This window comes from Mesorhizobium sp. M1428 (assembly GCF_040317515.1).
Classification (GTDB): Bacteria; Pseudomonadota; Alphaproteobacteria; order Rhizobiales; family Rhizobiaceae; genus Mesorhizobium.
This window is the reverse complement of sequence record NZ_JAMYKT010000046.1, coordinates 1-23,437: the sequence shown is the minus strand read 5'-3', so window position 1 is coordinate 23,437 and position 23,437 is coordinate 1. Positions and strand designations below refer to the sequence as shown.

21 protein-coding genes and 6 pseudogenes are annotated in these 23,437 nt (G+C 59.6%); 12 read left to right on the top strand and 15 right to left on the bottom strand.

Annotated elements, in window-relative coordinates; genetic code table 11:
• From NKG60_RS31145 to NKG60_RS31135, 3 pseudogenes are all read left to right on the top strand, one after another.
• Positions 1-214, top strand: a pseudogene (locus NKG60_RS31145) (hypothetical protein); the annotation flags it as partial.
• Positions 215-223: 9 nt separating this feature from the next.
• Positions 224-531, top strand: a pseudogene (locus tag NKG60_RS31140) (hypothetical protein); the annotation flags it as partial.
• Positions 532-579: 48 nt separating this feature from the next.
• Positions 580-797 (top strand): annotated as a pseudogene (locus NKG60_RS31135) (transposase); the annotation flags it as partial.
• 550 nt (positions 798-1,347) lie between these two features.
• Here the strand turns inward: NKG60_RS31135 and NKG60_RS31130 are convergent.
• Positions 1,348-1,551: a CsbD family protein gene (locus NKG60_RS31130; RefSeq protein ID WP_352478587.1), complete on the bottom strand. Its 204-nt coding sequence runs from the start codon at positions 1,549-1,551 to the stop codon at positions 1,348-1,350.
• A 460-nt stretch (positions 1,552-2,011) separates the two neighbouring features.
• On the opposite strand from NKG60_RS31130, the gene NKG60_RS31125 reads away from it, so the two are divergent.
• The 4 genes from NKG60_RS31125 to NKG60_RS31110 all read left to right on the top strand — a co-directional run bounded on the left by NKG60_RS31125 (position 2,012) and on the right by NKG60_RS31110 (position 4,015).
• Entirely contained in the window at positions 2,012-2,194 is a 183-nt protein-coding gene (locus tag NKG60_RS31125; protein WP_352976564.1) for a DUF3606 domain-containing protein, read from the top strand.
• A 121-nt stretch (positions 2,195-2,315) separates the two neighbouring features.
• On the top strand, positions 2,316-3,092 hold the full coding sequence (gene xth, locus NKG60_RS31120; RefSeq protein WP_352670556.1) for an exodeoxyribonuclease III: 777 nt from the start codon (positions 2,316-2,318) through the stop codon (positions 3,090-3,092).
• Between the two features lie 15 nt (positions 3,093-3,107).
• Positions 3,108-3,395 (top strand): hypothetical protein, encoded by a 288-nt coding sequence (locus tag NKG60_RS31115; RefSeq protein WP_352670553.1) that lies wholly within the window; start codon positions 3,108-3,110, stop codon positions 3,393-3,395.
• On the top strand, positions 3,392-4,015 hold the full coding sequence (locus NKG60_RS31110) for a cysteine hydrolase family protein (RefSeq protein WP_352670550.1): 624 nt from the start codon (positions 3,392-3,394) through the stop codon (positions 4,013-4,015). The genes NKG60_RS31115 and NKG60_RS31110 overlap by 4 nt, the downstream gene beginning before the upstream one ends.
• A gap of 292 nt (positions 4,016-4,307) precedes the next feature.
• Here the strand turns inward: NKG60_RS31110 and NKG60_RS31105 are convergent.
• The 14 genes and pseudogenes from NKG60_RS31105 to NKG60_RS31040 form a co-directional block, all read right to left on the bottom strand.
• Positions 4,308-4,675: pseudogene (locus NKG60_RS31105) on the bottom strand (DoxX family protein); the annotation flags it as partial.
• A 53-nt stretch (positions 4,676-4,728) separates the two neighbouring features.
• A complete protein-coding gene (locus NKG60_RS31100) occupies positions 4,729-5,208 on the bottom strand; it encodes a tetratricopeptide repeat protein (protein WP_352670547.1) in 480 nt (159 codons plus the stop codon).
• Positions 5,209-5,236: 28 nt separating this feature from the next.
• Positions 5,237-6,208 carry an MBL fold metallo-hydrolase gene (locus NKG60_RS31095; RefSeq protein WP_352976560.1) on the bottom strand — a complete coding sequence of 324 codons (972 nt, stop codon included), beginning with the start codon at positions 6,206-6,208 and terminating at the stop codon, positions 5,237-5,239.
• Between the two features lie 80 nt (positions 6,209-6,288).
• Positions 6,289-6,510 carry a DUF680 domain-containing protein gene (locus NKG60_RS31090; protein ID WP_352670541.1) on the bottom strand — a complete coding sequence of 74 codons (222 nt, stop codon included), beginning with the start codon at positions 6,508-6,510 and terminating at the stop codon, positions 6,289-6,291.
• 58 nt (positions 6,511-6,568) lie between these two features.
• Positions 6,569-6,823, bottom strand: a complete 255-nt coding sequence (locus tag NKG60_RS31085) for a DUF680 domain-containing protein (protein WP_352670538.1) — start codon at positions 6,821-6,823, stop codon at positions 6,569-6,571.
• Positions 6,824-7,205: 382 nt separating this feature from the next.
• Entirely contained in the window at positions 7,206-8,102 is an 897-nt protein-coding gene (locus tag NKG60_RS31080; RefSeq protein ID WP_352670536.1) for an anti-sigma factor family protein, read from the bottom strand.
• Positions 8,103-8,234: 132 nt separating this feature from the next.
• Positions 8,235-8,360 (bottom strand): annotated as a pseudogene (locus tag NKG60_RS31075) (IS481 family transposase); the annotation flags it as partial.
• A gap of 49 nt (positions 8,361-8,409) precedes the next feature.
• A complete protein-coding gene (locus NKG60_RS31070) occupies positions 8,410-8,556 on the bottom strand; it encodes a WGR domain-containing protein (RefSeq protein WP_352670562.1) in 147 nt (48 codons plus the stop codon).
• A gap of 269 nt (positions 8,557-8,825) precedes the next feature.
• Positions 8,826-9,335, bottom strand: coding sequence for a ferritin-like domain-containing protein (locus NKG60_RS31065; protein WP_352670534.1), 510 nt, complete (start codon positions 9,333-9,335; stop codon positions 8,826-8,828).
• 733 nt (positions 9,336-10,068) lie between these two features.
• Positions 10,069-10,629 carry a DUF4142 domain-containing protein gene (locus NKG60_RS31060; RefSeq protein WP_352976557.1) on the bottom strand — a complete coding sequence of 187 codons (561 nt, stop codon included), beginning with the start codon at positions 10,627-10,629 and terminating at the stop codon, positions 10,069-10,071.
• Between the two features lie 66 nt (positions 10,630-10,695).
• Entirely contained in the window at positions 10,696-12,093 is a 1,398-nt protein-coding gene (locus NKG60_RS31055; protein ID WP_352670529.1) for a cytochrome B6, read from the bottom strand.
• Between the two features lie 376 nt (positions 12,094-12,469).
• Positions 12,470-13,055, bottom strand: a pseudogene (locus tag NKG60_RS31050) (MgtC/SapB family protein).
• A gap of 604 nt (positions 13,056-13,659) precedes the next feature.
• Positions 13,660-14,703, bottom strand: a complete 1,044-nt coding sequence (locus NKG60_RS31045) for a sensor histidine kinase (RefSeq protein ID WP_352670527.1) — start codon at positions 14,701-14,703, stop codon at positions 13,660-13,662.
• A complete protein-coding gene (locus NKG60_RS31040) occupies positions 14,700-16,199 on the bottom strand; it encodes an ATPase domain-containing protein (RefSeq protein WP_352976555.1) in 1,500 nt (499 codons plus the stop codon). The genes NKG60_RS31045 and NKG60_RS31040 overlap by 4 nt, the downstream gene beginning before the upstream one ends.
• Positions 16,200-16,611: 412 nt before the next feature.
• Here NKG60_RS31040 and NKG60_RS31035 point away from each other — a divergent pair, with 412 nt between their 5' ends.
• The 5 genes from NKG60_RS31035 (at position 16,612) to NKG60_RS31015 (ending at position 23,161) form a co-directional block, all read left to right on the top strand.
• Positions 16,612-17,385: a Crp/Fnr family transcriptional regulator gene (locus NKG60_RS31035; protein WP_352670524.1), complete on the top strand. Its 774-nt coding sequence runs from the start codon at positions 16,612-16,614 to the stop codon at positions 17,383-17,385.
• A 23-nt stretch (positions 17,386-17,408) separates the two neighbouring features.
• Positions 17,409-17,660: a DUF6894 family protein gene (locus NKG60_RS31030; protein ID WP_352670522.1), complete on the top strand. Its 252-nt coding sequence runs from the start codon at positions 17,409-17,411 to the stop codon at positions 17,658-17,660.
• Positions 17,661-18,003: 343 nt separating this feature from the next.
• Positions 18,004-18,600, top strand: a complete 597-nt coding sequence (locus tag NKG60_RS31025) for a sigma-70 family RNA polymerase sigma factor (RefSeq protein WP_352976552.1) — start codon at positions 18,004-18,006, stop codon at positions 18,598-18,600.
• A 95-nt stretch (positions 18,601-18,695) separates the two neighbouring features.
• Complete coding sequence (locus NKG60_RS31020; RefSeq protein ID WP_352976550.1) at positions 18,696-22,046, top strand: DEAD/DEAH box helicase; 3,351 nt, start codon at positions 18,696-18,698, stop codon at positions 22,044-22,046.
• Between the two features lie 701 nt (positions 22,047-22,747).
• Entirely contained in the window at positions 22,748-23,161 is a 414-nt protein-coding gene (locus NKG60_RS31015) for a response regulator transcription factor (RefSeq protein ID WP_352670514.1), read from the top strand.
• Positions 23,162-23,437 lie beyond the last annotated feature (276 nt).

The window sequence follows — 23,437 nt, the reverse complement described above, 5'->3', positions numbered from 1 at the left end:
AGCCTGCCGCACGGCGATCGTGGCCGCTGCGACGCCACTTGGCGCCGTCAATGTCCACGCGGTAAGCGCAGGCGCCTTGCGTCAACTTCGGGGTGCACTCACGGCGCCGATCGAGGTGCGAATGGACTATGCAAGAAAAGGCGGCATCGAAGTCCGGCAGGCGCAAGTCAGTTGTCGTCTCGATGCATCGGGCAGGGTCACTGCTATAACATAGCGCCAAGCCTTGATTTGCCAGCCTGCGCACAACGACAGCGGCACGATCGGCTTTCCATCTACAAGGCGGCCTTCTTCGGCGATGGCGGAGGTGGGCACGCTGACCTTCATGGTCGCCCTTGTCCCATCGCCCCTCGCGGAATTTCGGGCAACCTCGCCTTCGGCGCCTCCAAGACGTATTGCAAAGATACCGTGCGCCACTTACGCCGCGCTCGAGAAGTGACGGTCCTACGGTGCGGCGGGCGGCGGCGGCGCGCTCGGCAAAAGGGGGTCAGGTGACCGTCATGACCCAATGACAATGGCGCTCAACTCGAAATGCATAGAATGAAGTTCAGCCGCGAGTTCAAGCTCAAGGCGGCGAGATAGGTGAAGGATCGAGGTGTTGCGTCGCCCAGCTGCGCACAAATCGGTGCGCGATCTATCGGGTGATCCGCCGATGCGTTTCCTGGCCACGCCAAATGAAACCCGAACAGCTGGAGATTGACCGATTGCGCAAGGAAGTCGCGAAACCGAGGGCGGAGCGCGAAATCTTACAAAGCGGCAGCCTACTTCGCGAGCGAAGTGATACGAGATTCGCTTTCATCGTGGGGAGTCACGCTCGCCGGGCGCAAGATCTTCATGCTGCAATGCCGGACCAATGCCGGCGTCCGCCGTAAGCCCGCGATCCGGAAGTCCGGTGCGGTCGAGGAAGCTCGAAAATCGCCAAGGACAGGGTACTTCCCGGTCGATCGCGGTGAACTTGAGCTTCGAGGACAGGTCAACCACTTCGACGAGAGCGCCCAAAAGGTGTTGGCGAGGCTGCTGGGCTATTTGCTGTCGACGCTGAATTTGGCGGCATGTTAGTCGGTGCTGCTGGCCGGCGCCCGTTTGGGAGCTTGGGGGCGGGGAGGCGCCGGCCGAGCGGACATCAGGTCCGCCGCCTGGAGAGTTTAACAGCGGCCACGCCCGCGCCTATGGCGTTATCGCGGAAGGCCGGACGGCAGCAGGTCACTGCACGACCTCACACGCCGGTCCGTCTGCGCTTACGATCGGCTGTCACAGCACGAACTGACTACGGCTTTGCAACCACGGCGCATCAATGAGCGCCGCTAAGTAAGCAGCGCCCCTTCTTGTAAATGACAGCCCCATGCGATCCTACCAGACTTGCCGATCGTACCAGTCGTCAATATCCTGCCGAACACGGTCCTTTTCGATACCATATCGTTCCTGGATCTTGCCTTCGAGCTGATCGCGATTGCCAGCGATGCGATCAAGATCATCATCGGTAAGTTTGCCCCACTGTTCCTTGATCTTACCCTTGACCTGCTTCCAGTTTCCTTCGACCCGATTCCAGTCCATGACTTATCCTCCATTGTTTTACACAAGGCGAAACGGTCGTCGGGCCTGGGAGTTCCGGGACGAAGATCTCCGATGTTCACATCTCCAGTTGGGCAGTGACGGCGCCCATTAGGAGATGGTGGGCCTTTTGGGGACGCGTCGACCTCCCCGACGAAGGCTCTTTTCTACACATGGACAGGCGATGCGGCGCCGTAGGTGAACGCAAACACCGAGCGGAGCGTGACATGTTGAGCGAGAGGAGCACGGCTGTCCCACGCAAGATCATCCATGTCGAAATAGCCCTCCCTGGCTTCGGGCCGCTAGGCCCGCCCCGCGATTGCGACATGCCGGATCCGAATAGATGGGCCATTCAATACCCCTGCCTGGGAGCTGGCTCCATGCCACGCGCGTCGCCGGATTGAACCGGAAGAGTCCGGCCGCGTTGTCTGGTGACTGGAATGGCAATTGTTGGAGATAAAAAATGGCGAACACTGGCACAACGCGTGGACGCAACCAGGACCGGGCAAGGGTCGCTGGTGGGCAGGGCCATGAGATGAGGTATGAGGCGAGCAAGACCGGCGCCAGCAAAGCTGACGTCAAGTCGGCGGTGAAGTCGGTCGGCAACAGTCGCAAGAAGGTCGAAGACAAGCTGGGCAGGAAGTGACCCTCGCCCCCACAAGACGCCAGCGACAGTGGCGATATCAAGAGCTCGAGGTTCAGCGCGGAGGATAGGCCAAATTGCCCTATGACCGACTGCCGGGAGGTTCTCATGAGAGGGCATGCACATGACCCGCATCGCCACCTTCAATGTGAACGGTGTCAACGGCCGACTGCCTGTGCTCCTGAAGTGGTTGCACGAAAGCGGCTGCGACATCGTGTGCCTGCAGGAATTGAAGACGTCGGACGACAAGTTTCCTGCCGAAGCGATCAGGGAGGCGGGTTACGGCGCGATCTGGCACGGCCAGAAATCCTACAATGGTGTCGCAATCCTCGCCCGCGGGATCGAGCCGGTGGAACGTCGACGCGGCCTGCCCGGGGATCCTGACGATACCCACAGCCGCTATATTGAGGCCGACGTGAATGGGATCATCGTGGGCTGTCTCTACCTGCCCAATGGCAATCCTGCGCCCGGCCCAAAGTTCGACTACAAGCTGCGCTGGTTCGATCGTCTCATCAGCTACGGCCAGCATTTGCTCCAAAACCGGGCGCCAAGCGTTCTGTGCGGCGACTTTAACGTCGTTCCGACCCCCGTCGACGCCGTGGTGCCGAGCCGATGGCTGGGCGATGCGGTCTATTTCCCGCAGAGCAGGCAAGCCTATGCCAAAATGCTCCAAGCTGGCTGGATAGATGCCGTGCGGCGCATCCATCCGGAGAAGGGCATCTACACCTATTGGAATTTCTCCTACCGTGGTGGCTACGATCGGAGTTCCGGTCTGCGAATGGACCATCTCCTGGTGAGCCCCTCTGCCTCCCACCGGCTGCGCGATGCTGGCGTGGATGTCGAGCTTCGCGGGTGGGAGAAGCCAAGCGACCATGCGCCGGCCTGGATCGAGCTCAATTGACTGGGAGGAATGCAGATGGTCGAATTGGATGAAACGTCGATCAACAAAAATCTCTTTGTGTGTGGCCGGCGGGAGGAGCCGAGCGGGGGCACCGCCAAACACAATGACCTGGAGGCAGCTCCGCTCCTGCTGCACCAGGATCATCCACTATATGCGTTCGCCGACATGCCACTGAACAGGCTTTGGAACATCGGGGAGATATTCCTCGGCTGCCAAGCCGCGGATGGCAAGGAAGCAAGGGTCGTGTCTGGTCTGGACCAGTCCAAGGTGCAGAGCACTGCCAGGAAAGCGGTCCGGCATTGACGAAATTGGACCAAGGCCTGCGGTTTGGACCGCTTCGTGAGCGCTGGGTCCACCTTTGCGTCGACATGCAACGGATGTTTGCCGAAACGACGGAGTGGCACACGCCGTGGATGGGGCGCGTATTGCCCAATGTCGTCGCCCTCGTCGAACTTGACCCCGCGCGGACGATCTTCACCCGGTTTATTCCCCCTCAATCTCCTATCGACGCCGGCGGCGCCTGGAGACGCTACTATCAAAAGTGGGAGACGATGACCCGTGATAGGCTTGATCCTCAGTTGATTGATCTTGTTCCGGAACTGGCGCGGTTCGTGCCGCCCGCTTTGTTGGAGGACAAACCTGTCATGTCGGCCTGGCACGGGTCACTGCATGCTCGCCTGCGGTCTGCGGGAATTGATTCACTGATCGTCTCGGGCGCGGAGACGGAGGTCTGTGTGCTCGCCTGTGTGATGGGAGCCATCGATTTCGGCTACCGGGTGATCATCGTCGCCGACGCGGTATGTTCCGGAGCTGACTCGACGCACGATGCCATGCTGGCGATCTATGAAAGCCGCTACGGCATGCAGGTCGAGACAGTGACCACCGCCGACCTCTTGGCCGCTCGACTGGACGGAATGTTGTGACATCGAGAGCACCCTTGCGCATGGCAGAACAGGAAATGATTATCGACGCGTGGCGTCACGACGAGCTTCGATGTCGGGCTGGAAGCGCGCCGGCGCATGGACTTTCTCAGCACCAGCACATCCTTATGGGGCGCTTCTTAACGTGTCGCGAGCGGATGGGGCAGGCGCGGTATTGACCGACTAGGGGACGGGAGCTTGATGTCGCCCACTGACAGAAGGCGACCGCCCGCTGTGGCGGGACAATCATGTCCCCGTCCCGTTGTCTCCGCTTCGCCAAGCAGTCAGTGCTGGCGAGGGAAATCGCGCCGGCGCCGGCGATGGCTAGGATAAACATCCGGCCGGCGATAGCGAGATCCTTTTCGAAATGCAGCAATTCGTTCTGGCTGGCGAAATTCGTGTGGAATAGGGCGGCCGTTGCCAGGCAGAACAGTCCAAGGCAAACCGCGCCCAGGCGGGTCAGGAAGCCCAAGCCTACGGCAAGCCCAACTCCCAGCTGAAGCGCTATGGTGCCGATTAGAAGCGGCGAGCTGACACCGAGTGCCGCCATGGCTTTCGCGGCACTTCGAAGTGGCTCGCTAGCAGCAGTGACAGGAGCAGCCGACCAACCAAAAGGGTCAAGTCGCGAAGGTGTAACTTTGAGGCGATTTGTGATGTTCTCACGATTGGCTCCAGCAAGAATGGAAGTGGCAGGCGCTTTGCAGCGCCTGTCTAATTTACTTTGTCACTTTGGTGTCGATGGCCTTTTGCAGGTCCGCGCGCTCCTCACATCCGGCCGGGCACAACTGCGTCAGCGACGCTAGCTGCTCCCTGGCCTTGGCCATATCGCCGGTCGCGACATACAGCTCGCCGAGGTACTCGCGCGCGGCCTTATGGTCCGGCTTCAGTTCGAGCGCCTTGTTGTAGTAAGTTAGCGCCGTCTCGTAGTCGCCGGTCTTGCGCAACGTGAAGCCGAGCAGGTTGTAGAAGTCGGCCTGTTGGGTGTCTTGCGCAAGGTCGCGAAGGTCGGCCAGCGCGCCCGTATAGTTCTTGGCCTCGATCTTGGCTTTGATGCCGGTGAGGTCCGGTGCGTCGTCGCCTTCGATGTTGTCCACGGCATAGGCCGGCACGATGACGGCGACGGGCACGACGGTCAGGACCGTCAGGGCACCTAAGAGCCCGAAAAGGGCAGGTTTCCCGAAAATTTTGTGGTTCATTGTCTCTCTCGCTTTCTTGTGCTCCCGTTCAGATCTGCACGGGGGTGAAGCCATAGGCGTTGCCGTCCTTGACGAAGGTGCCGGTGCCAGGGAAGGGGAAATGCGAACCTGAGATCCGGATGTCATCGGCAATCACGCGATCGATCAACTTGTGCCGCGTGGCGATCGCCGTCGGCCCGTCCTGGTCGTAGCTGCCTTGCCATTCCGGATGCGGCGCCAGCAGCGCCGGCACATATATGGTGTCGGCCGAAATCATCATCTGTTCCTTGCCGGAGTTCGCCAGATACACCGAGTGGCCGGGCGTATGGCCGGGCGCGGCGATGATCTGGACGCCGGGCACGACTTCGGCCCCATCCTCGACCAGTCTCCAGTTCTTCCATTTCGGGAAGTTCTCGGCGATGCGCTTGCCGGCCGGCTTGCGCCCTTCGGGCAGTTTTGCAAGGCGGGCAGGGTCGGTCCACCAATTGTATTCCGTTGCGTTGACGATGAGCTCGGCGTTCGGAAAGACCGGCGCGCTGGTGCGCTTTTCCATCAGGCCCCAGACGTGGTCGGGATGGAAATGCGAGATCATGATCGTGTCGATCGTCTGGTAGTCGATGCCGGCGGCTGCCATGTTGGCCGGCAGATGGGTGGCATTGGTCTGCCATTGGCCAACGCCCGAGCCGGCATCCATCATGATCAGCCTGCCGTTCATCTTGAGGACGACGACGGTGAGCGGGATAGGCATGAAGTCCGTCGTCAGGCCGGCCTTGGCAAGCGCTGCCTTGGTGTCCTCGACCGAGACATCCTTGATGAAGGCCGGGTTGTGCGGCTTGCGCCAGATGCCGTCATAGATGGCGGTAATCTCGATATCGCCTACTTTATATTTGTAGAAGCCAACGGCCGGCTCGACCGGCGTTTCGGCGAATGCGGGACGGGTGAATTCCAGCTTTCCGGCAAGGCCGAAGGCGGCAGCGGCGGCAGCGGATCCAAGCAGTGCGCGGCGTGTCATGTTGATCATGGTGGTCTCCTGTGGGAAGCGGTGATTTCCAGGGATGACGGAGCGCCCCTGGCCCTCCGTCCCTGAATGCGGATTCGACCTCAGTTACCCCAGATGCCCTGCCCGGGTTCGTCCGCGTCAGACTTCGTGGTCAGCTTGAGCTTGTGCTGAGCCATGGCCGGCTTTTGGATCGAAGCCGTGTCAGACTTGTCGACATTGGCCACCGGCTGGTTGGCATTATTCGAGCCATAATGGTCGCTGTCGGCGAAAGCGCTGCTCGTGGCAACGAGGATGGCGGCAGCGGTAAGGGCGATCTTTCTCATGTCGATAATTCCTGGTTTCGAGAGTTGAGATGTTTTGGAGTTGATTGACGGACCGCGATCAGCGGCCCCAGATGCCGTCGCGGTTGTGCTGGGCGATAACGTCCTGAACAGTCATCTGACTCGGCCCGGTCGTCACCTTGGTGTCGACCCCGTTCTGGCGCCCGATGTCGGAGGCCTGGATGGAAGCGGTATAGCTATGGTCGACAGTCGCGGCCGGCTGGTTGGCGCTGTTCGAGCCGTAATGGTCGCTGCCGGCAAATGCAGTGCCTGTTACGAGCAGCATGGAGAGTGCAGCGAATGTGATTCTGTTCATTTCGAGGTGTCCTTGTTTTGTCGTTGAAATGCGTGCGGAGAACGGCCCCGCTACACAGCAAGACCCGGCGGGGCTTCGCTTTATTCCCGAGCTGCCACGGAATTGTCTTGGACGGCAGAAATCCAGCGGCTGGCGGGCCTGGACTATGCTGGCGGGCGCGACCCGAATACGCGGGCGATGGGATGGATGAAATGAACTGGCGAGCGCCTTCCGGAGCGCCGCACTCGGCTGGGAGTTTAGGTCAAGCCGAGAGATCAATCGCGAGCATGCGCCTCGCGTCCGAAATGGGTATGATTGGGCCGGTGGGCCCGTCAGCTTCGGGCGCGTGGGACCTGCGGCTACCACGGCGGCGCATTGCACGTGTGTTCTGGAAAGACGGAAATCAGCCGGTCACGGCGGCAGCGCGGAAGCGCGCCACGAAATCGTCGAGTTCGGGCCGCTCCATGTCGGAGATCGCCCAATAGGAGAACGCGCCGTCGCTCCATTGCACCAGCGAGAAGCCGCCCTCCGAAAGATCGACCGGCTCGGTTACCGCCCCGCCATTTTGAGGCTCGGCGACAAGTGTGATCAAGTGCTCACGATGGCGATACACCAATGCCGGCACCGGGCGGCCGCCGATGACCTCGACCCTGCCGCCGACGAGCGCAAATCCCTCCTTGGCCATGTCTGGCGCGGGCGGTGAAAGCCCGAGCCTAGCGTCGAGCCAAGGCTTTACCGTGTGCCGGTCCGACGAGACGACATCCACCGGGCTGGTCGCGAGCAGGCTGCGACGATGGCCGCTGGCCACGCCGGCGGTGAAGCTGTCGGGCGCGCGCTGCATCGCCCATTGCGTCGCTCTGCTGGCCACCACGGCGCTGATCATGATCGAGGCCGCCATGGCACGCCAGTCGAATGAGCCGAAGCTTCGCGCCGACCACACCGTTCGTGCCGGCTTCGCCTGTGCCAGGGGCGCCCTGGGCCGCAGCACCTCCACGTTGGCGGCGGCGGCCATGGCTGCGATGCGTGCACTGAGGGCGTCGCTTGCTTTCGGCTTCGGAAGCGAACCCAAAACCTGTTGCAAAGCAACGATGCGGGCATGTTCGGCCGCGAGACTGGGATCGGCGGCCATGCGACGCTCGACCGCTATTGCTGCTGCGGCGTCAAGCTCCCCATCGACCAACGCGTGCAGCATGCTTGCATGCGCCTTCATGCAGGCGTCCTGCACGACATCCTCGGCGTCCGTGGCATTGCCGGTCAGCCAACGGGCAAGGGAAAGTGCGTCGGGAGGCAAAAGTCTCATCGATGTCAATCACCCTCTGGACTGCAACGATGCAAGCGTTCGGAGCGCAAGGATTGCCGCATTCACGATCAGGACCACACCCGCGAACACCGGGCATTCTCTACCCCGACCGGAGCAGGGTCTCACGATTCACCTCGCGACCGTCTTGGGGTTGATGCCATAGCGCCTCGAAAGCGACCTCAGGCTCGCTTGACTATGTTGTTTCGCTCGACGGATCGCCTCTGTCGTTGTGGCGCTACCATGCAGAACCTGGCCCATAGTGCATCCTTTGATTCGGACGACAATGATGAACCATCAAAACCTGGGATCAAACATCTAATGAGCCGATCGGCCCCCAGGCGCGGATAAGCGCAGCATCGCCGAACAGCGACGGCTCGATTGTGAGCAAGTAGAACCTGGCTACATTGCAGGTGCAATCGCGCCGCTGGAGAACGATTTGGACCTTGGGCTCCATCATGCCCGATTGTCACCACGTCCGGCGCCGACATCCAATTCATTGGCTGAATCGTTAGGCGCTGAGCGATTCACGGCGTTGATGATTGCCCTTGGACTTTTACCCTGATCGCGGAACACTCGGTGAGGGCACGGGCTATAAATATCTGAAGCTGTGGTTGCGGGCGACGTGATCCGCAGACCTTCGCCAGGCCGGCCAAGACGACGCTGTATCTCGGCCGACTGGCGCAGGCTCAACGGTCCAGAAGCGATGCGTACGCTTCTAGCCGATCAGCGCTTGGCGCTGTCGCTTTCCGTGTCGGCCCTGGCGAGGAACTGCTCGGTTGTCGAGGGAAGATGGTCTTTCAACCATTCCGCCATCGCGACCTCCTCTCGCAAGTTCTCGTCGCAAGCCCGCGCGACCTCAGTTTCGCCCATCGATTGAGCTGCGGCAATTAGGATCGTGTAGGAGGCGATTTCCATGTGCTCGAAAGTGTAACTCGCGAGTGATCCCTTCATCACCTCGTCGCCGGCGAAGAAGCCGCTCAACGATTGCGCCATTGCAGTTAACTTGCCGCCAGCATCCTTCATCGTGGATGAGCCCTCATCCATTCGGTCAAGGCAGATCTTCAACCGAGCAGCCTGCTGCCTCGTTTCATCAAGGTGCAGTCGGATTCGGTCGCTGAGTTCGGGATAATTCTCGATACGGCCTAACTGCCCGTTCAACATCGTTTCGGCCTGCTCTTCCATGGCGTGAGCATCTCTAAGCCATTGGACAAGCCATTCTCGCGCCTCTGACATTTCAAATCTCCTTAGTGGATGGTGGAGAACTGCCGAACGGTGACATTGTTCCAACATCGTGCGGTCATTAGAGAGTCCCATTCAGTCAGGTGCCGCGCGCGGAGTAACATCCCTGCGCGTTTGACAGCAGCTTGAAAGCAATGCGGACCAGCTCAGGTGGCGATAGCCGCTGAGGCAGCTATGCAGGTGTAGACGCCATTTGGGTCCTTGCCTTGGCAATTTGACGAGTTCCCCGCCGGCACCCTGAACTGAGTTGATCGTAGCGGAGCCCCCGCTCGAGGCGATGTTCAATCACGAATTGCGCCTGTATCCTGCCAGGCATCGCCGGGGGTGCCGATGGCTGCCGCCTCCGCAGTCTGGCACTGGTGGCGCTGTGTTTCAGGCTTTCTTCGGCGACCTTAATCTGCGCGTCGTAGTGCTACGTCCGCTGTCACCTCCGCTTCGTTTCCAGATCCGCCACTCGGCGCGTCTTAGCGCGTTTCGGTTTGGGCAGGCCGGCGTTGCAATTCACGGTGCGGGTTTGCGGGCACCTTGGTCGCGCTCGCTGCCACAGTCGGCATCATTGGGGCCGAACTCGAATGAGCTGCGAGCGATGCGGAGGTTCCCATGATCAGGCGACAAAACTGCATGGCCGGCCCGTGGGCAATTTAGCACTGGGTCCGCTGTATTACGTGGCGCGCGCTAACCCATTCACTCTATTTTTTGGCGGCCCCGAAGTGGCGTCGGCGAGCGCCTAGCTTACCAATTTTGCTTTGATGTCGCGCGCCATCCGCAGATGCTCGAGCACCGTCGGCAAAGTATCCGAGGCGAAATGCTGGAGGTCGGCATCCTGGCCTGACCCGATCTCCCATTCGAGCAGTTGCACAGTCTTCTGGTGATCGGTGATCTGGCTAATGATATAGGCGAGGTCGAACGCAGCCCCTTCGAGCTTTTCGAGCTTCGCGCGCAGCTGCTTGTGCTCGTCGTCGAGCCCTTGCGGCAGTGGGATCTTGTCGGCTTCGGCGAGCGATTTCAGTTTCTCGTTTGCCGCTGAGTGGTCGTCGACCATGCGGCTGGCAAATTCCTTGATGGCGGAATGGCCGGATTTTTTCGCAAGATTACCGAAATCGACTTCTGCCGTGCCGCCGGCCGCGGCGAGCTGCGCGAACAGCCGGTCCTGATAGTTCGTCTGATGCGGCATGGGCTGACCCGGCGAGTCCATCAATGTGTCCGGGGCGTTGCCGGCCGGATTTCCGATCTGCGCAAAGAGCGGGGATACCAAGAGAGGCGATGCGCAGAGTGCCGTCAGGCCCAAGGTCGTTGCAAGAACACGCATGAAAACCTCCACCAAAGATGTGCCGACCGGTCGACCTGCCGCGTGTCAAAGCGTGAGCATATAGGCGACGAGATCATCCTTCTCGTCTTGGGTTAGCTTCGTGCCGAGCACCAGGTTGAAGAACTCCACCGTATCGGCCAGCGTCATCAGGCGGCCGTCATGCAGATAGGGTGGCGTGTCCTTGATGCCGCGCAGCGTAAACGTCTTGATCGGCCCGTCGGGCAGTTCCACCATGTCGTTGACGGTCCGCCCGGGTTTGTAGAAGCGCTCCAGTTTCAAATCGTGCATGTTGTTGTCCATGAACGATGTTTGCGGGTCATGACATGCCGAGCAGCGGCCCTTGCCCATGAACAACCGCTCGCCCGCCAGTTCCTTTTCGCTGGCCATGGCGGGATCGAGCTTTCCGAACGCATCGAGCTTCGGCGCCGGCGGAAAGTCGATGATGTTCTGCATCTGCGCCATCATCGCCACCTGATTGGTGCGGTCTGGCAGGTTGACGCCCTTCCTGGTGGCGCTGACATGGTCGCCATTGAAATAGGCGGTGCGCTGCTCGAATTCGGTGAAATCCTCGACCGAACGCAACGACCGTTTCGATCCATGAATTTGCTGGTTGAACAGGCCGCGCAGGCTGGTCGAATCGAGGCGGAAGCGCGCTGCCTGCGGCCTGATATCGGGCGTTAGATGAAAGGCGGCATTGGTGTTGAAATTGGCGTGGCAGTCGAGGCAGGCCACTCCCATGCTTTGCCCAGCCACCTTGCGGTCCTCGGTTTGGTTGAATTCCTCCTGCGGGAATGGCGTCAATAGAAGCCGCAGACCCTCCATCTGCACCGGCGTGATGATGCCGTTCATGATTTCGTAGTAGTTGCGGATGGTCAGCAGCTCGCCGCGTGACACGTCGCCGAGCTCCGGATGAGTGGTCAGGAATATCGGTGATGGAAATTCCGGGGTGAGGTAATCGGGAAGATCGAAGTCGACGTCGAAGCGCCTCAGGTCGCGTCCTTCCTGCCGGCCGACCTCGCGGATCTCCTCTTCCGGAAAGACCTGGCCTCCGGCCGCCTGTTTGACATGCGGCAGCGGCAGGAAGCCGTCAGGCAGCAGATCGCGGTCGCGGATCTCGCCAGGGCTCATCTCCGCCAGGCCCTGCCAGGTTTGGTCCTTTGCCAGCTTCACGCGGACGCCCTCCTGGACAGGCTTGGTGCCGCCGGACATTTTCACGCCCGGCATGGGACGGTCAGAAAGGTCGTATCGCGCCTCCAGCAAGGCCTTCTGGCGCGCCATCACGCGTGGCTTCTGTGCCTCGTCGTCGGCCTTGACTGCCGAGAACGGACGGGCCGGCAGCGGCCGGTAAGTGAGATCGGGCGGCAGCGGATCCGATAAGGCGCTGAGGCTGGCGGCAACAACGACAAGCGCGCACGGAACGCCCGCATTCAACACTCTGCGCATTTTTCCCTCCTGGCTGGATTTACGCCGAACCGCACCGCGCGCGATTTGTTCCCCGCGGGAAAAAGCGCAAGTTTCGGGTCGGGTATCTTGGGACGGGTGCGATAATTCGTGACTTAGGACCTCTACCCGCCAATTGAGATTTGGTCGAAACTCCCCAAGAATCTCGCCAGTTTCTCCCGGTGGGGCCAGCAGCTTGGAGCGGGGATCTTGGAGGGCCGCTAGGCGTGACTAGCGAGCCTTAGGTGCTCGCCTTCGAGCGAACTCGTGCGCTCAAGCAAATGGGAACGAGCCATGCGAACGAAGTGCGTGGCGTACTAGCCGCCGTATCGAAGCCGCCCCGCAATCGGTCAATGCATCTGGCACGGCACCTGCACTTTTATGTCTGAGCTTGGGCGGCGCGCTTACCTGTGTATTCACCTCTGTCCTCAGCTTTTGCGCCGCTTGGACACTTCTTCTCCCGACATTGGCTTCCCTGGTAGGGTATTTTCGCCGGTGCCAGACTTGGCTGCAAACTATAAAGAAGGCCTGCAGCGACAAGCACCAAAAGCGTGCCGAGCGCCGCCACCTGCCACAGACCAAGCCCGCACGCCACGCCAATTGCGCCAGACAGCCACATGCCCGCACCCGTCGTCAGCCCGTGGATCTCGCCTCCCGAAAACAAAATCGATCCGGCAGCAAGGAACGCGACGCCAGCGGTGACTGCTTCGACCACCCGAATCGGATCGACTTTCACGGAGTCCTGCAGAAACATCGGCGCGTGAACGATTTCAATCGTCAGAATGCTGAACGTAGCCGCTCCCACGCACACCAAAATATGCGTGCGAAGCCCTGCAGGCCGATTTTCGCCATTCGCGTTCGAAACCGATCGCAGCACCGAAGATCGACGCCAGTAGAAGCCTCGCCGCAATGACTGGAAACGGGACGTATGTCGGATGGCCGAATTCTTGGAGAAGTTGTTGCATGAGTAGCCCAGGTTGCCCGACACAACGTGATCGGGACGGCCCGGTTCCCCACGCGCTGCGGGTGCCGCGGCTGTGCGCTGTTTTGACATTTCGACCTTGGGGTGTCGGAATATTTGCATGCAAACGAGTCTTGCGACGCTATCCTCCCCATCCTCAACGTACCATTCTGGGAGGAATGCATGGCTGCGCATGAGCAACATGCCGTTGAAATCGTGAGGGCCAGAGAGTGGTCGGTTCGCGTGACGGTCAATGGTACGACTACCACGGTCCCTTTCACAGCTGAGAGCTACGCGCGCTCGTTTGCAGACGGTCAGGCGTTTCGGCTGGGCGTTCAGGTCGCGGAGCTCAAAAGGTCGGCTTAGCAGCGGGGTTTGTCCCAACGTCACGGGGGCCCCGACCAGCCCACGTATCTCCGACAGCGCGTGGGTCACATGGTGCCGCCAGGCGCCGGGCGGTCTGAGGAGCGCGAATAGCGACCCCAACCGGCACCTGCATCGTGGCGTACCGTCGAATCGATGAAGAAAGTCGCGGAGCCAGCGCTTTGATTAGTGGCTTCGGCTGCAGCCACAGGCTGCGGGCTAGTTCGTCGCGTCCGGCAGGTCACTCAGGAGTAGGCTGGCACGAGCCTCGTTTCGCGCAATGGCAACGCCATAGTGAAACGCAGGCCGCCGGGATTGTAATGCAGTTCGATCGTTGCATTGCATTGCACTGTAACCACTCTTTCCAGCAATGTCGTTCCAAAGCCTCGTCGACTCGGCGGCTGCACAATGGGGCCGTCCCGCTCCTGCCAATTGAGATGCAGGACCTGCTCACCTGCGGAATCGGGTATCCACCACCGCACTTCAAGGCGGCCTTGCGGGCACGACAGGGCGCCGAATTTTGCCGAGTTGGAGGCAAGTTCATGAAACGCCATGCCGATAGGTATCGCAATGTCGGCGACGAGGGCCACATTCGGACCATGCAGTGATATTCGCGGCTCGCTATGGATCTCGTAGTGGCTCAGTTCCGCCTCAAGCAACTTCTGTAAAGAGGCCGTCTGCCAATAGTCGTCTGTAAGCATTGAGTGCGTGTCGGCAAGGGACACGATTCTTGCGGAGAAATCGCGCACGAAGCTGTCGACGCTATCGCTGGATCGGGCCGTCGCTCCCATCATTGCTCGCACATTGGCCAGGGTGTTTTTCACCCGGTGATGAAGCTCGCGGATCAAGAGCTTTTGACGGTCTGCGACCTCCTGTTTCTGTTCGAGGTGGGACTTGACCTCCAGCTGGCGTGCACGCGCACGCAACGCCGACCGCACCGAATTGGCCAGGCTTGAGGCCAGGAAGGGCCTTTCGAGAACGATGAGATACCGATCCAGAAACGCAAGACGCTTGTCGAATTCCGTTCCCCGCATGACCAGAAGAACCACTGGAAAGTCGGACCACGCAGGTTGGTTCCGCAGCCAGGCGGCGAATTGGCTCCGGTCGGAATTGATGAGCGCTTCTTCGGCCACGACGAGGCAGTGTGCGCTATCGAGAAGCCGCAAAACCTCGTCCAGATTGGCACAGACGCGTGTGCCAATCCCGTTGTTTGTCAGAATCGAGGCGGCTATCTGAGCGTCTCGACCAACCGGGGCCAGCACAAGTACGACGGGTTCTTTCGGCGTCATGGCTTCGTGTCAGCGAGCAGATCGCTTTGTTTGCCCTCAAAAAAGGGCACGCCTGTAAGTATTCCCCTGAATTGCTCGAGCGGCTCGCCGACAGCTATGCCTTGGCTGCTGACCATGAATTCACGAATAGTGTCCTCATGAGGACCAACTCGCCTCTTCACCACCGAAATCGCTCGTCGGATGCGACCGCCACTTTCGAAAAACCTCAGCAACATCACTGCATCAGACAGATAAGTCATGTCGATTGGCGCCGCCGTCTGGCCGATCAGCCCGTGATTGGCGAGCAGCAGGATCGTGACGACGCCCTTCTGGTTGAGGTAGGTGAGAATTTCATGCATCTGCAGCACAAGGTGCTGCTCTTCGGACATCGAATTCAGATATCCCGTGAGGCTGTCGATCACTACGATCCGGGCATCAAACCGCTCGACTGCGATCTGGATCTTTGAGGACAATTCGCCGGGTGAAAGGTCCGCCGGGTCGATCTGTTCGAGCAGGAGCATTCCGTCTTGCAGGAAGGGCTTGAGATCCATACCGACACCGGCTGCACGTCCCAGGAAAATGCGATCAGTTTCATCGAACAGCAGAACCAGGACGCGCTCACCGCGCCCCAGCCCTGCATGACAGTAGGAGCAGGCTATGGTGGACTTCCCCACACCCGAAGGGCCGATCAAGAGCGTGCTTGTACCCCGATCGAGGCCGCCGCCGAGCAGAATGTCCACGGCATTTCCGCTTAAGGCCGGCGAGCCGTGCTCGGCTTCAGGGTGCTCGGCGGCGACCAGTCGCGGAAATACCGTTACCCCGCCCGGCCGGATGACGAAGTCGTGGTAACCGCCACGTATTTGCACCCCACGCATCTTTATCACCCGCAGGCGCCGCCGCTCGCCACCATAGATCGGAGTCAATTGCTCCATGCGGATGACGCCATGGCTGATCGAATGCAGGTTGAGGTCATCCTGCTCGGCCGTGAGGTCGTCGAGTAACAACACCGTCGCATGATTGAGCAGAAAGAAGCTTTTCAGCGCCAGGACCTGCCTGCGGTAGCGAAGTGAGCCCTGCGAGAGCAGCCGTATTTCGGAAAGAGAATCGAATACGACGCGCTGTGGCTTAATACGATCGATCTCAGCCAAGGCCGCCTGCACGGTCTCCCCGAGTTCCAGGTCAGAAGAATGCACGAGCGTCTGCAACTGGGAGGGATCAAGGCTGAGTTCTGGAGGAACGAGTTCCAGAATTTCTATCTCGTCCAGAGTCCAGCCGTGCCTGCTTGCCACGGATATGAGTTCGCGCTTGCTTTCGGATAGCGTAATATAGAGGCATTTTTCGCCTTGCGAGGCCCCCTTGATAAGGAACTGAAGCCCGAGCGTGGTCTTGCCTGAACCAGGCCTTCCCTCAACGAGATGTGACCGACATTTGGCATAACCCCCGCGCAAGACATAGTCGAGGCCTTCTACCCCGGTCGCTAATGGTGAGGCGTCATCTTCGTTCACGTTGCCCCTCATGTACCTTGCTGAACAGCGTAACGATTGTCAGTTTTGATGGTTCCAGAAGGCCGCAAGGCGCTGGATAAGAGGACAAGAGCCTCCTCTACAAACTGCTCACGACGCCGTTCGGTGAGGCTGATCGCTGCTAGGGCCCCCGCGCCCAGTAGCTGCAAAGGGGCCCGTTTTGCTCGGAAGGAGGCGATAGTTAAATTCGTACAGCAACGATGATACACCGGGGGCGTTCGCACGCCATGCATTCTGAGTTTCTAAAGCTGCAGCAGGTATTGGGACGCGGCGGTTTGGTTGCAAGCCGGTCGGGGTCCGGCAGACGTGGTGCTCCAGCTTCGGAAGGTTTGGATTGGAAATGGGGGAATGTGATCGAGAATTGTTGTCTCGAGCGGCCGCTGTCGCCGGACAGCACTGAGCATCCATGTGCAAACTTGCGATAGCAACCAAAGTAGGTCCACAAGTCTTGTCTTCCGTTTTGTCATCAGACGTGCTCATCCGCAAAATTCGATCAATCGCTGATATCAGCGACGATGATGCCGCGATCCTGCGGGGCATGCCGACTCAGGAAAAGGACGTCGCAGCCAATCAGGATATCGTCTCGGAAGGCGATATCCCTGCAAACTCGTTTGTGGTTTTGGACGGCCTGGTCTGTTCGTCCAAGTATACTGGTCAGGGAAGACGGCAGATCACCAGCTTCTTTGTCGCAGGCGATATTCCGGATCTGCATGGCTTGCACCTTTCCGTGATGGACTGCAGCTTCTCGAGCCTGACGCCAAGCAGATTAGGCTTCATCCGTCATAGCGTCCTTCGCCCAATTTGCGAACAGCATCCGCGTATCGCGACGGCGTTCTGGCGATCGACCCTCATCGACGCCTCCATCTACCGGGAATGGGTCACCAATGTCGGGCGACGCGAGGCCTATGCCCGCACAGCCCACATCCTATGCGAGCTTATCGTGCGTTTGCGGTCTGTCGGACGCATCGAGGACCACGTAGCGGATCTCCCGATCACGCAGGCCGCTCTTGGCGATGCTCTCGGCTTGTCGACAGTTCACGTGAACCGCACCCTCCAGGAACTGCGCGGCGACGGTCTGATTGCTACCTCAGGTACAAGGCTACGTGCTCTTGACTGGCCCCGCCTGGTCCGAGCAGGAGACTTCGATCCGACGTACCTGCACCAACGCGACCTTGCTTAGCTTTTGATGAGGATGTCGATCGCATGCGACGATATTTTTTTGACAGCGGCGATGCTGAGCATCTTGTTGAAGACGACATGGGCCTGGAATGCGAAGGGATCGCGGCAGCCCGCCAGGCAGCTGTCGAGGGTCTGGTAGATTTGGCACGGGAAACACTGGGAGGCTCGGAGCAGCAACAGCTATTGGTGGATATTCGTGACGAGAGCGGGCGAAAGATCCTGAGGCTCAGCTTGATTCTCAAAATTGAAAAGCTTGAACTCAGCGCTTCGGGATGAGTTTGGAATAGCCATTTTGCTGCTCCCAGCATGGCAATTGAGGCGGGCGATTAGCTCGTTCGGTGCGTCGTTCCTGCCGCCGGTCCCACTACAGGCGCCTCATGTCGGCGCCAAATGGGTACGACTGCTACAATGTGTCCGGCCTGCAAGACAGACAAACTCCGGCTTAACGAATGTGAATGCTTGAGCCCATGCCCCGGGGCAAGGTGGCGGGAGGTGCCCGTAGGTGCCCGCTGGATCAGGCCCAGTCGCAATCTCTCCGCGAAGCCTGTTTCTTGAGTTGTTCAACAGAGCCCAACCAACACTCTGAGGGAGGCCGATTTTGTCACACAGGGGCGATACCTTGGCTCAGCAGGCCACTGGTGAACTTTCCATCGTCGAGTTCATTCCCGCATTGCGCGCTTTCGCCCGCGCTTTTTGCCAGGTCCGGGAAGATGCCGACGATCTGGTGCAGGAAACGTTAGCGAAAGGGCTGGCCAACATCGACAAGTTCGAGCCCGGAACGCGAATGAAGTCATGGCTCTTCACGATTATGCGCAACACCTACTACACGCGCGTCAGGGCTGCCACGAGGGAAGCACCAAGTATCGTTGACTGCGCCTCGCTTGCACCCGTTTCGCAGCCTGCACAGGAATGGTCGATGCAAAGCAAGGAGGTCCACCGGGCCACTCAAAGCTTGCCAAAATCTCAGAGCGAAGTGCTGATGCTGGTGGGGGTGCTTGGTGTCAGCTACGAAGAGACTGCCGTGATATGCGGTTGCGCCGTTGGAACGGTCAAAAGCGGGCTCAGTCGCGCACGGGCAGGCGTGCTCGAGTTTCTGGGCGAAAAATCAGCACAGGAGCTGACAGAAAGACGCGATTACCTGCGCGATGGGCGATTGGCTACAACAATGGCCAGCAACACCTTACCCGCGAGCGCTGGCCATGCGCCGTTGCGGTGACGGCTACTCATTGCAACTAGTGTTGCCAGCTACGCCCTCCCACGGGAGCGCTGGCGCGTTGCCGGCCGTTCTGTCCCGGGATGGGAAGGTGAGATGTGGATAGAAAGACCTCGAATGCCGGAGAAGCTGAACAGCTCGAGCAATTTGAGCGCGCTTCTGCGAAACAGCGCGAACTCGCAACCGGAGGAGAGGGCGACACACCGCCAGCTGCCGCAGTCGCTGCGGCGTTGATTAGTGTCTTGGAGACCGATCGAAACGGGGACATTTTCCATGTCGCGAGTTGCGAACGCGATGGAGCTGACATCACGCAGGCATTGCGCCACTTTCTCCCAGGAGCTGACATCCTGTATATGCCGCCCTGGGATTGCCTGCCCTTTGACAGGGTGTGGCCCACTCGCGCCACAATGGGGCGGCGGATAAGCGTCCTGCAAGCTGTTGCTGCCCCTCCAAAAGGTCCCCGCATCACGGTTACTTCGGTCGAATCTGCCCTGCAGCGGGTACCTCCCCCCTCGCTAATCGACCAGGGTTTCGCCACCCTGCAGATCGGACAGAAGATGGACCTGGGGGCACTTCGGGTGTTGGCTGAGAGAACAGGCTATGTTGTCGACGATCGAGTCGATGAACCTGGCGAGATAGCCGTCCGGGGCGATCTTGTCGATATTTTCCCTGCCGATCGTGACCATCCAGTACGTGTTGTGCTGGGTCCTGACGGCGCCATCTCTGAACTCAAGATATATGACCCAATCACGCAACGAAGCGAGCGATCTCTTCACAGCGTTGTGGTTGGCCCGGCATCGGAGCTCATGTTGCAAGCGGGCAACGAGTTCGACCGCGCAGCCATGCGCACGATCCCCCTGGAGGAACGCCTGATCTCGCTGTATTCCGACCTGCCAGCGCTTTTCGACGTCGCAGCGACAGCCTCCGTCTGCTTCCTGGATGGACTGGAAGAAATCGGGCTTGCTCGCGTATTGGACCTCATTGAGGATGCGTGGCGCGGCAGACAGCAAGTATCAGCGACGGCGGGGTTGGCCGCGAAACGATTTTATTTGTCGCGCGAAGAGTGGGATAACGCGCTGCGGGATCGCCAGTGCTTGAGACTTACTCTCCCGGTCGGTCGAATTCCCAAATTCTACCACCTGCCGCGAGCTGGGCGCGAATTCGCCGCGTTCGCCGAGGCGCGCGCAAGTTCGGGGTTTAGTGTGGTGGTGACAGGCGAAGCTTCGGAACTGCGCCGAGCAGACCGGCTGATCGAGCGTCAGCTCGGTCGCCAGATGGAGCCAGTCGCTGGGTGGCCGCAAATCCTCTCGGTCAAAAGAGGCTCTCTTCTCAAGGCGGAGTTCGATCTTACGGAGGGCTTTGTCGACCCGCTGTCCCGAATTGCGGTTGTTGCGGCAGCGGACATATTCGGTCCGTCATGGACTGCAAACACAGGGTCCGGCAGCGGTATAGTCGAACCCGACCTGCAGCTCGGTGATCTGGTTGTCCACGAAGACCATGGCATAGGCGTGCTTGCCGCGATCGAACAAATTGAAGCGGCTGGCCTGCAACAGGATGTCGTAAAGCTTGAATATCATGGTGGCGCTTTCTTGCTGGTACCAGTGGAGGAGTTTGGCCGTATATGGCGGTACGGGTCCGAGCCAGAAGCGATAGCCTTGGACCGACTGGACAGTGAAGGCTGGAAGGAGCGGCGCCAGTCTGTAGTCCGCGAGGTTGACAAGGTAGCCAACCGGTTGGTCGCCATTGCGAAGGCCAGGTCCTGCCAGTCCGCCGAAATGATCAAGCCGCCGCGTGCTGATCTTGCTCGTTTCGCGGCACGATTCCCCTATGCCGAGACCCCCGACCAAGCCGCGGCAATCCGAGCCGTGATGGATGACCTGTCGTCGGGAAAAACGATGAACCGGCTGGTCTGCGGCGACGTCGGCTTTGGAAAGACGGAGGTGGCGCTTCGGGCGTGTGCTGCGGCCGCATTCTGCGGCAAGCAGGTTGCTATCGTTGCACCCACCACAGTGCTCGCGCGTCAGCACTACGAGACGTTCTGTCGGCGTTTCGCAGGGTTCGACATCCAAGCTGGTCACCTGTCCAGGGTGGTCGGATCGACAGAGGCAAGGAAAGTCAAGGATGGTCTGAGAAGCGGTAACATCGCAGTCGTCGTCGGGACCCACGCTGTTGCGGCCAAGGGGGTGGCCTTTGCCAATCTGGGGCTGCTCGTAATTGACGAAGAGCATCGGTTCGGGGCCAAGCTGAAGCAATCACTGCGAGGGTTGGCGCCATGCCTCCACACGTTGACCATGAGCGCTACTCCGATACCCCGCACGCTTCAATTGGCGTTGGCGGGCGTGCAGGAAGTCAGCGTTCTGAATACACCGCCTGCCAAGCGGCGTCCGGTTCGCACCATCTTGGCTCCTTTCGATGCCGGTTCGGCCAAGGCTGCTCTGTTACGTGAATACCGTCGCGGGGGACAAAGCTTCTTTGTCGTTCCACGGATAGATGACATCGGGACTGTTTTCAGACAACTGGGCAGGCTGGTTCCGCAGCTCTTGGTGAAGATCGCGCATGGCCAAATGAAAGCGGGTGAGTTGGACGAGATCGTGGTTCGCTTCGCCGCTGGTGAAGGTGACATTTTGCTGGCCACCGACATCATCGAAAGCGGACTTGATATACCGCAGGCGAACACCATTCTGGTTTGGCGGGCGGACCGTTTCGGACTTGCACAGCTCCACCAGCTTCGAGGGCGTGTGGGCAGAGGCAGACTGCAAGGCTTTGCGTTTCTGCTGACCGAGCCCGGTAAGGAATTAGCTGAAGCCACGAGGAGCCGGCTTTCGGCTCTTGTGGCGCTCGACCGGCTTGGCTCTGGCCTGACTATCAGCCAAAGGGACCTCGACCAGCGCGGCGCAGGCGACCTTTTCGGCGAGGAACAGGCCGGCCACATAAAGCGGATCGGCGTTGGACTCTACCAAAGATTGCTCGAGCGTGCCTCATCGATTGCTCGTGGCGGCCCCCCGTCTGACACGCAACTTCCTGACATCAATTTGCAGGCCGGAGGGTCATTCCCAGGAAGCTATGTGCGGGAGCCAGCGATACGCCTCAGCCTGTATTCGCGGTTGTTCCGTATGAGCACGCATTCGGATCTGAATGCATTTGCCGACGAATTGGAGGATCGCTTCGGAGGCATCCCGAGCGAAGTGGCGACGCTGCTGGAGGTAACCCGACTGCGAATAGACGCAGCGGAGTTGGGTTTGAGCCAGGTCGACATAGGACCCGAAGCGATTGCGATCACCTTCCGCACAAAGCCCTCCGCCTCAATTCGGCAGAACATTTTAGGGCAGGACGGGTTCGAATTTCGACAAGGCCGCTTGATCTGCAGGTCAACCAAGCCAGGCGTCGCAAAACTCGAGGTTCTACGAAGCGTGATCGGTTCCATTCGTTCCGCGCACGCACCAGGTTAACTAGTGGCGAGACCGATTGTGGGTCAAGCACGACCCGCAATGGCCCTAGTAGCGGTCCAAGAAGGCCACAATCAGTCTTGCCGGATATGATCAAAGTCCACGGCGAGACCATGCCTGACCGCACGGTCGGCGACCATGTTCGCAAGCTCCCGGTCTGAGATCGAAGCCATCCCAACGACCTGCCTTAGCGCTCTCAAGGCGAGCCCTGTCGACATGACTCCATCACGCCGGCTGCGTATGCCGACATAGTGTTCCACGAGATCTTCAAGCTGTCGCACCTCGGGCCTCCACACCTGCTCTTCCAGGCCACTATGCTGAGGTTTGTGGCGTATGCATTCACATTCGTTAAAGGGACTAAGACAAACGCGCCTGGCAGCCCACCGAATGCCGGGGCATGCTAGTTGCTGGCGTGTCATATGTCACAGCGTCGCGGGCTGAATGATCGTTCGCTCCGCTGTTCGCGCAGATCGGCGCCCTTGCCGACTTTCACTCCACTTACCCGAACTTGCGCCACCGGCCACTCTCTTCCTGACGGCCGTCCCTTCGATGCGGCGTATTCTTTGTGATTGTCTCTCAGCCCGTTCTTCGTCTCTCCAAGAGGCAGGATGGCACGTTCCCACGCACCCGGACGAAGTCTATACGGGGCATGCAATTTGTATGAAGTGGTCGGAACAGGAAAGATGGTTGACCATTCCAGCTGAATGGAAAATCGTCATGGGTCAAAGCCCGACACGATTTTGGTAGTTAGTGCTGACGTGACCACTCGTTCGGCCACGGCGGACTACCTTCGACATTGTGGCTACCGAGTTATCGAGGCAAAAGATGCCCTTGCTGCCCAAGAGGTGGGGCATTCCGGCTTCTACGTAGATACCATTTTATCGGACGTGGATCTGCCAGGCGGGACGAATGGGTTTCAGCTTGCCGCGTGGGTCCGGGAGAATAGAGGAGGCATCAAGGTGGTGCTGTCATCGGCCGTGGAGCGAACTGCCAAATCAGCCGGTGATCTCTGCCGGGATGGCCCTCGTATCGCCAAGCCGTATGACTTGGCACTTCTCCTAGCCCGCATCAGGAGATTGAACGGCTGGTCTTTTAGAGATCTCGACCAAAGTTCCTAAGCTTGTCAGCTTTCGAAACCATGACAGCAACCCCTTCAGGCAGTCGATCCTCATACCGGAACTTCCGCAATGGAGCGCAGCCGAGATGCTCGACCGGTCGCTGCTGACGTGGCCGACTGAAGTCAGCGGTCAACCTCGCTCAACCTGTTGGCTGCCACAGAGCCGTGGCGAAGGAACAACAAGAGACTGGGCCAGTTAGACCATGCATGCGTCGATACAAATGAAACAGGAGATGACAATGGCGACGAAGAAAGGCTCTCAGGGCGGCTCCAAGGG

Excerpts from the sequence above, each read along its gene's own strand:
- NKG60_RS31045 (WP_352670527.1), bottom strand. The coding sequence starts at position 14,703 with ATGACGCCGAAAGAACCCGTCGTACTTGTGCTGGCCCCGGTTGGTCGA.
- NKG60_RS31100 (WP_352670547.1), bottom strand. The coding sequence starts at position 5,208 with ATGAACCACAAAATTTTCGGGAAACCTGCCCTTTTCGGGCTCTTAGGT.
- NKG60_RS31040 (WP_352976555.1), bottom strand. The coding sequence starts at position 16,199 with ATGAGGGGCAACGTGAACGAAGATGACGCCTCACCATTAGCGACCGGG.
- NKG60_RS31115 (WP_352670553.1), top strand. The coding sequence starts at position 3,108 with ATGGTCGAATTGGATGAAACGTCGATCAACAAAAATCTCTTTGTGTGT.
- NKG60_RS31035 (WP_352670524.1), top strand. The coding sequence starts at position 16,612 with ATGTGCAAACTTGCGATAGCAACCAAAGTAGGTCCACAAGTCTTGTCT.
- NKG60_RS31070 (WP_352670562.1), bottom strand. The coding sequence starts at position 8,556 with ATGGAGCCCAAGGTCCAAATCGTTCTCCAGCGGCGCGATTGCACCTGC.
- NKG60_RS31030 (WP_352670522.1), top strand. The coding sequence starts at position 17,409 with ATGCGACGATATTTTTTTGACAGCGGCGATGCTGAGCATCTTGTTGAA.
- NKG60_RS31125 (WP_352976564.1), top strand. The coding sequence starts at position 2,012 with ATGGCGAACACTGGCACAACGCGTGGACGCAACCAGGACCGGGCAAGG.
- NKG60_RS31085 (WP_352670538.1), bottom strand. The coding sequence starts at position 6,823 with ATGAACAGAATCACATTCGCTGCACTCTCCATGCTGCTCGTAACAGGC.
- xth (WP_352670556.1), top strand. The coding sequence starts at position 2,316 with ATGACCCGCATCGCCACCTTCAATGTGAACGGTGTCAACGGCCGACTG.
- NKG60_RS31015 (WP_352670514.1), top strand. The coding sequence starts at position 22,748 with ATGGAAAATCGTCATGGGTCAAAGCCCGACACGATTTTGGTAGTTAGT.
- NKG60_RS31065 (WP_352670534.1), bottom strand. The coding sequence starts at position 9,335 with ATGTCAGAGGCGCGAGAATGGCTTGTCCAATGGCTTAGAGATGCTCAC.
- NKG60_RS31080 (WP_352670536.1), bottom strand. The coding sequence starts at position 8,102 with ATGAGACTTTTGCCTCCCGACGCACTTTCCCTTGCCCGTTGGCTGACC.
- NKG60_RS31090 (WP_352670541.1), bottom strand. The coding sequence starts at position 6,510 with ATGAGAAAGATCGCCCTTACCGCTGCCGCCATCCTCGTTGCCACGAGC.
- NKG60_RS31130 (WP_352478587.1), bottom strand. The coding sequence starts at position 1,551 with ATGGACTGGAATCGGGTCGAAGGAAACTGGAAGCAGGTCAAGGGTAAG.
- NKG60_RS31055 (WP_352670529.1), bottom strand. The coding sequence starts at position 12,093 with ATGCGCAGAGTGTTGAATGCGGGCGTTCCGTGCGCGCTTGTCGTTGTT.
- NKG60_RS31095 (WP_352976560.1), bottom strand. The coding sequence starts at position 6,208 with ATGATCAACATGACACGCCGCGCACTGCTTGGATCCGCTGCCGCCGCT.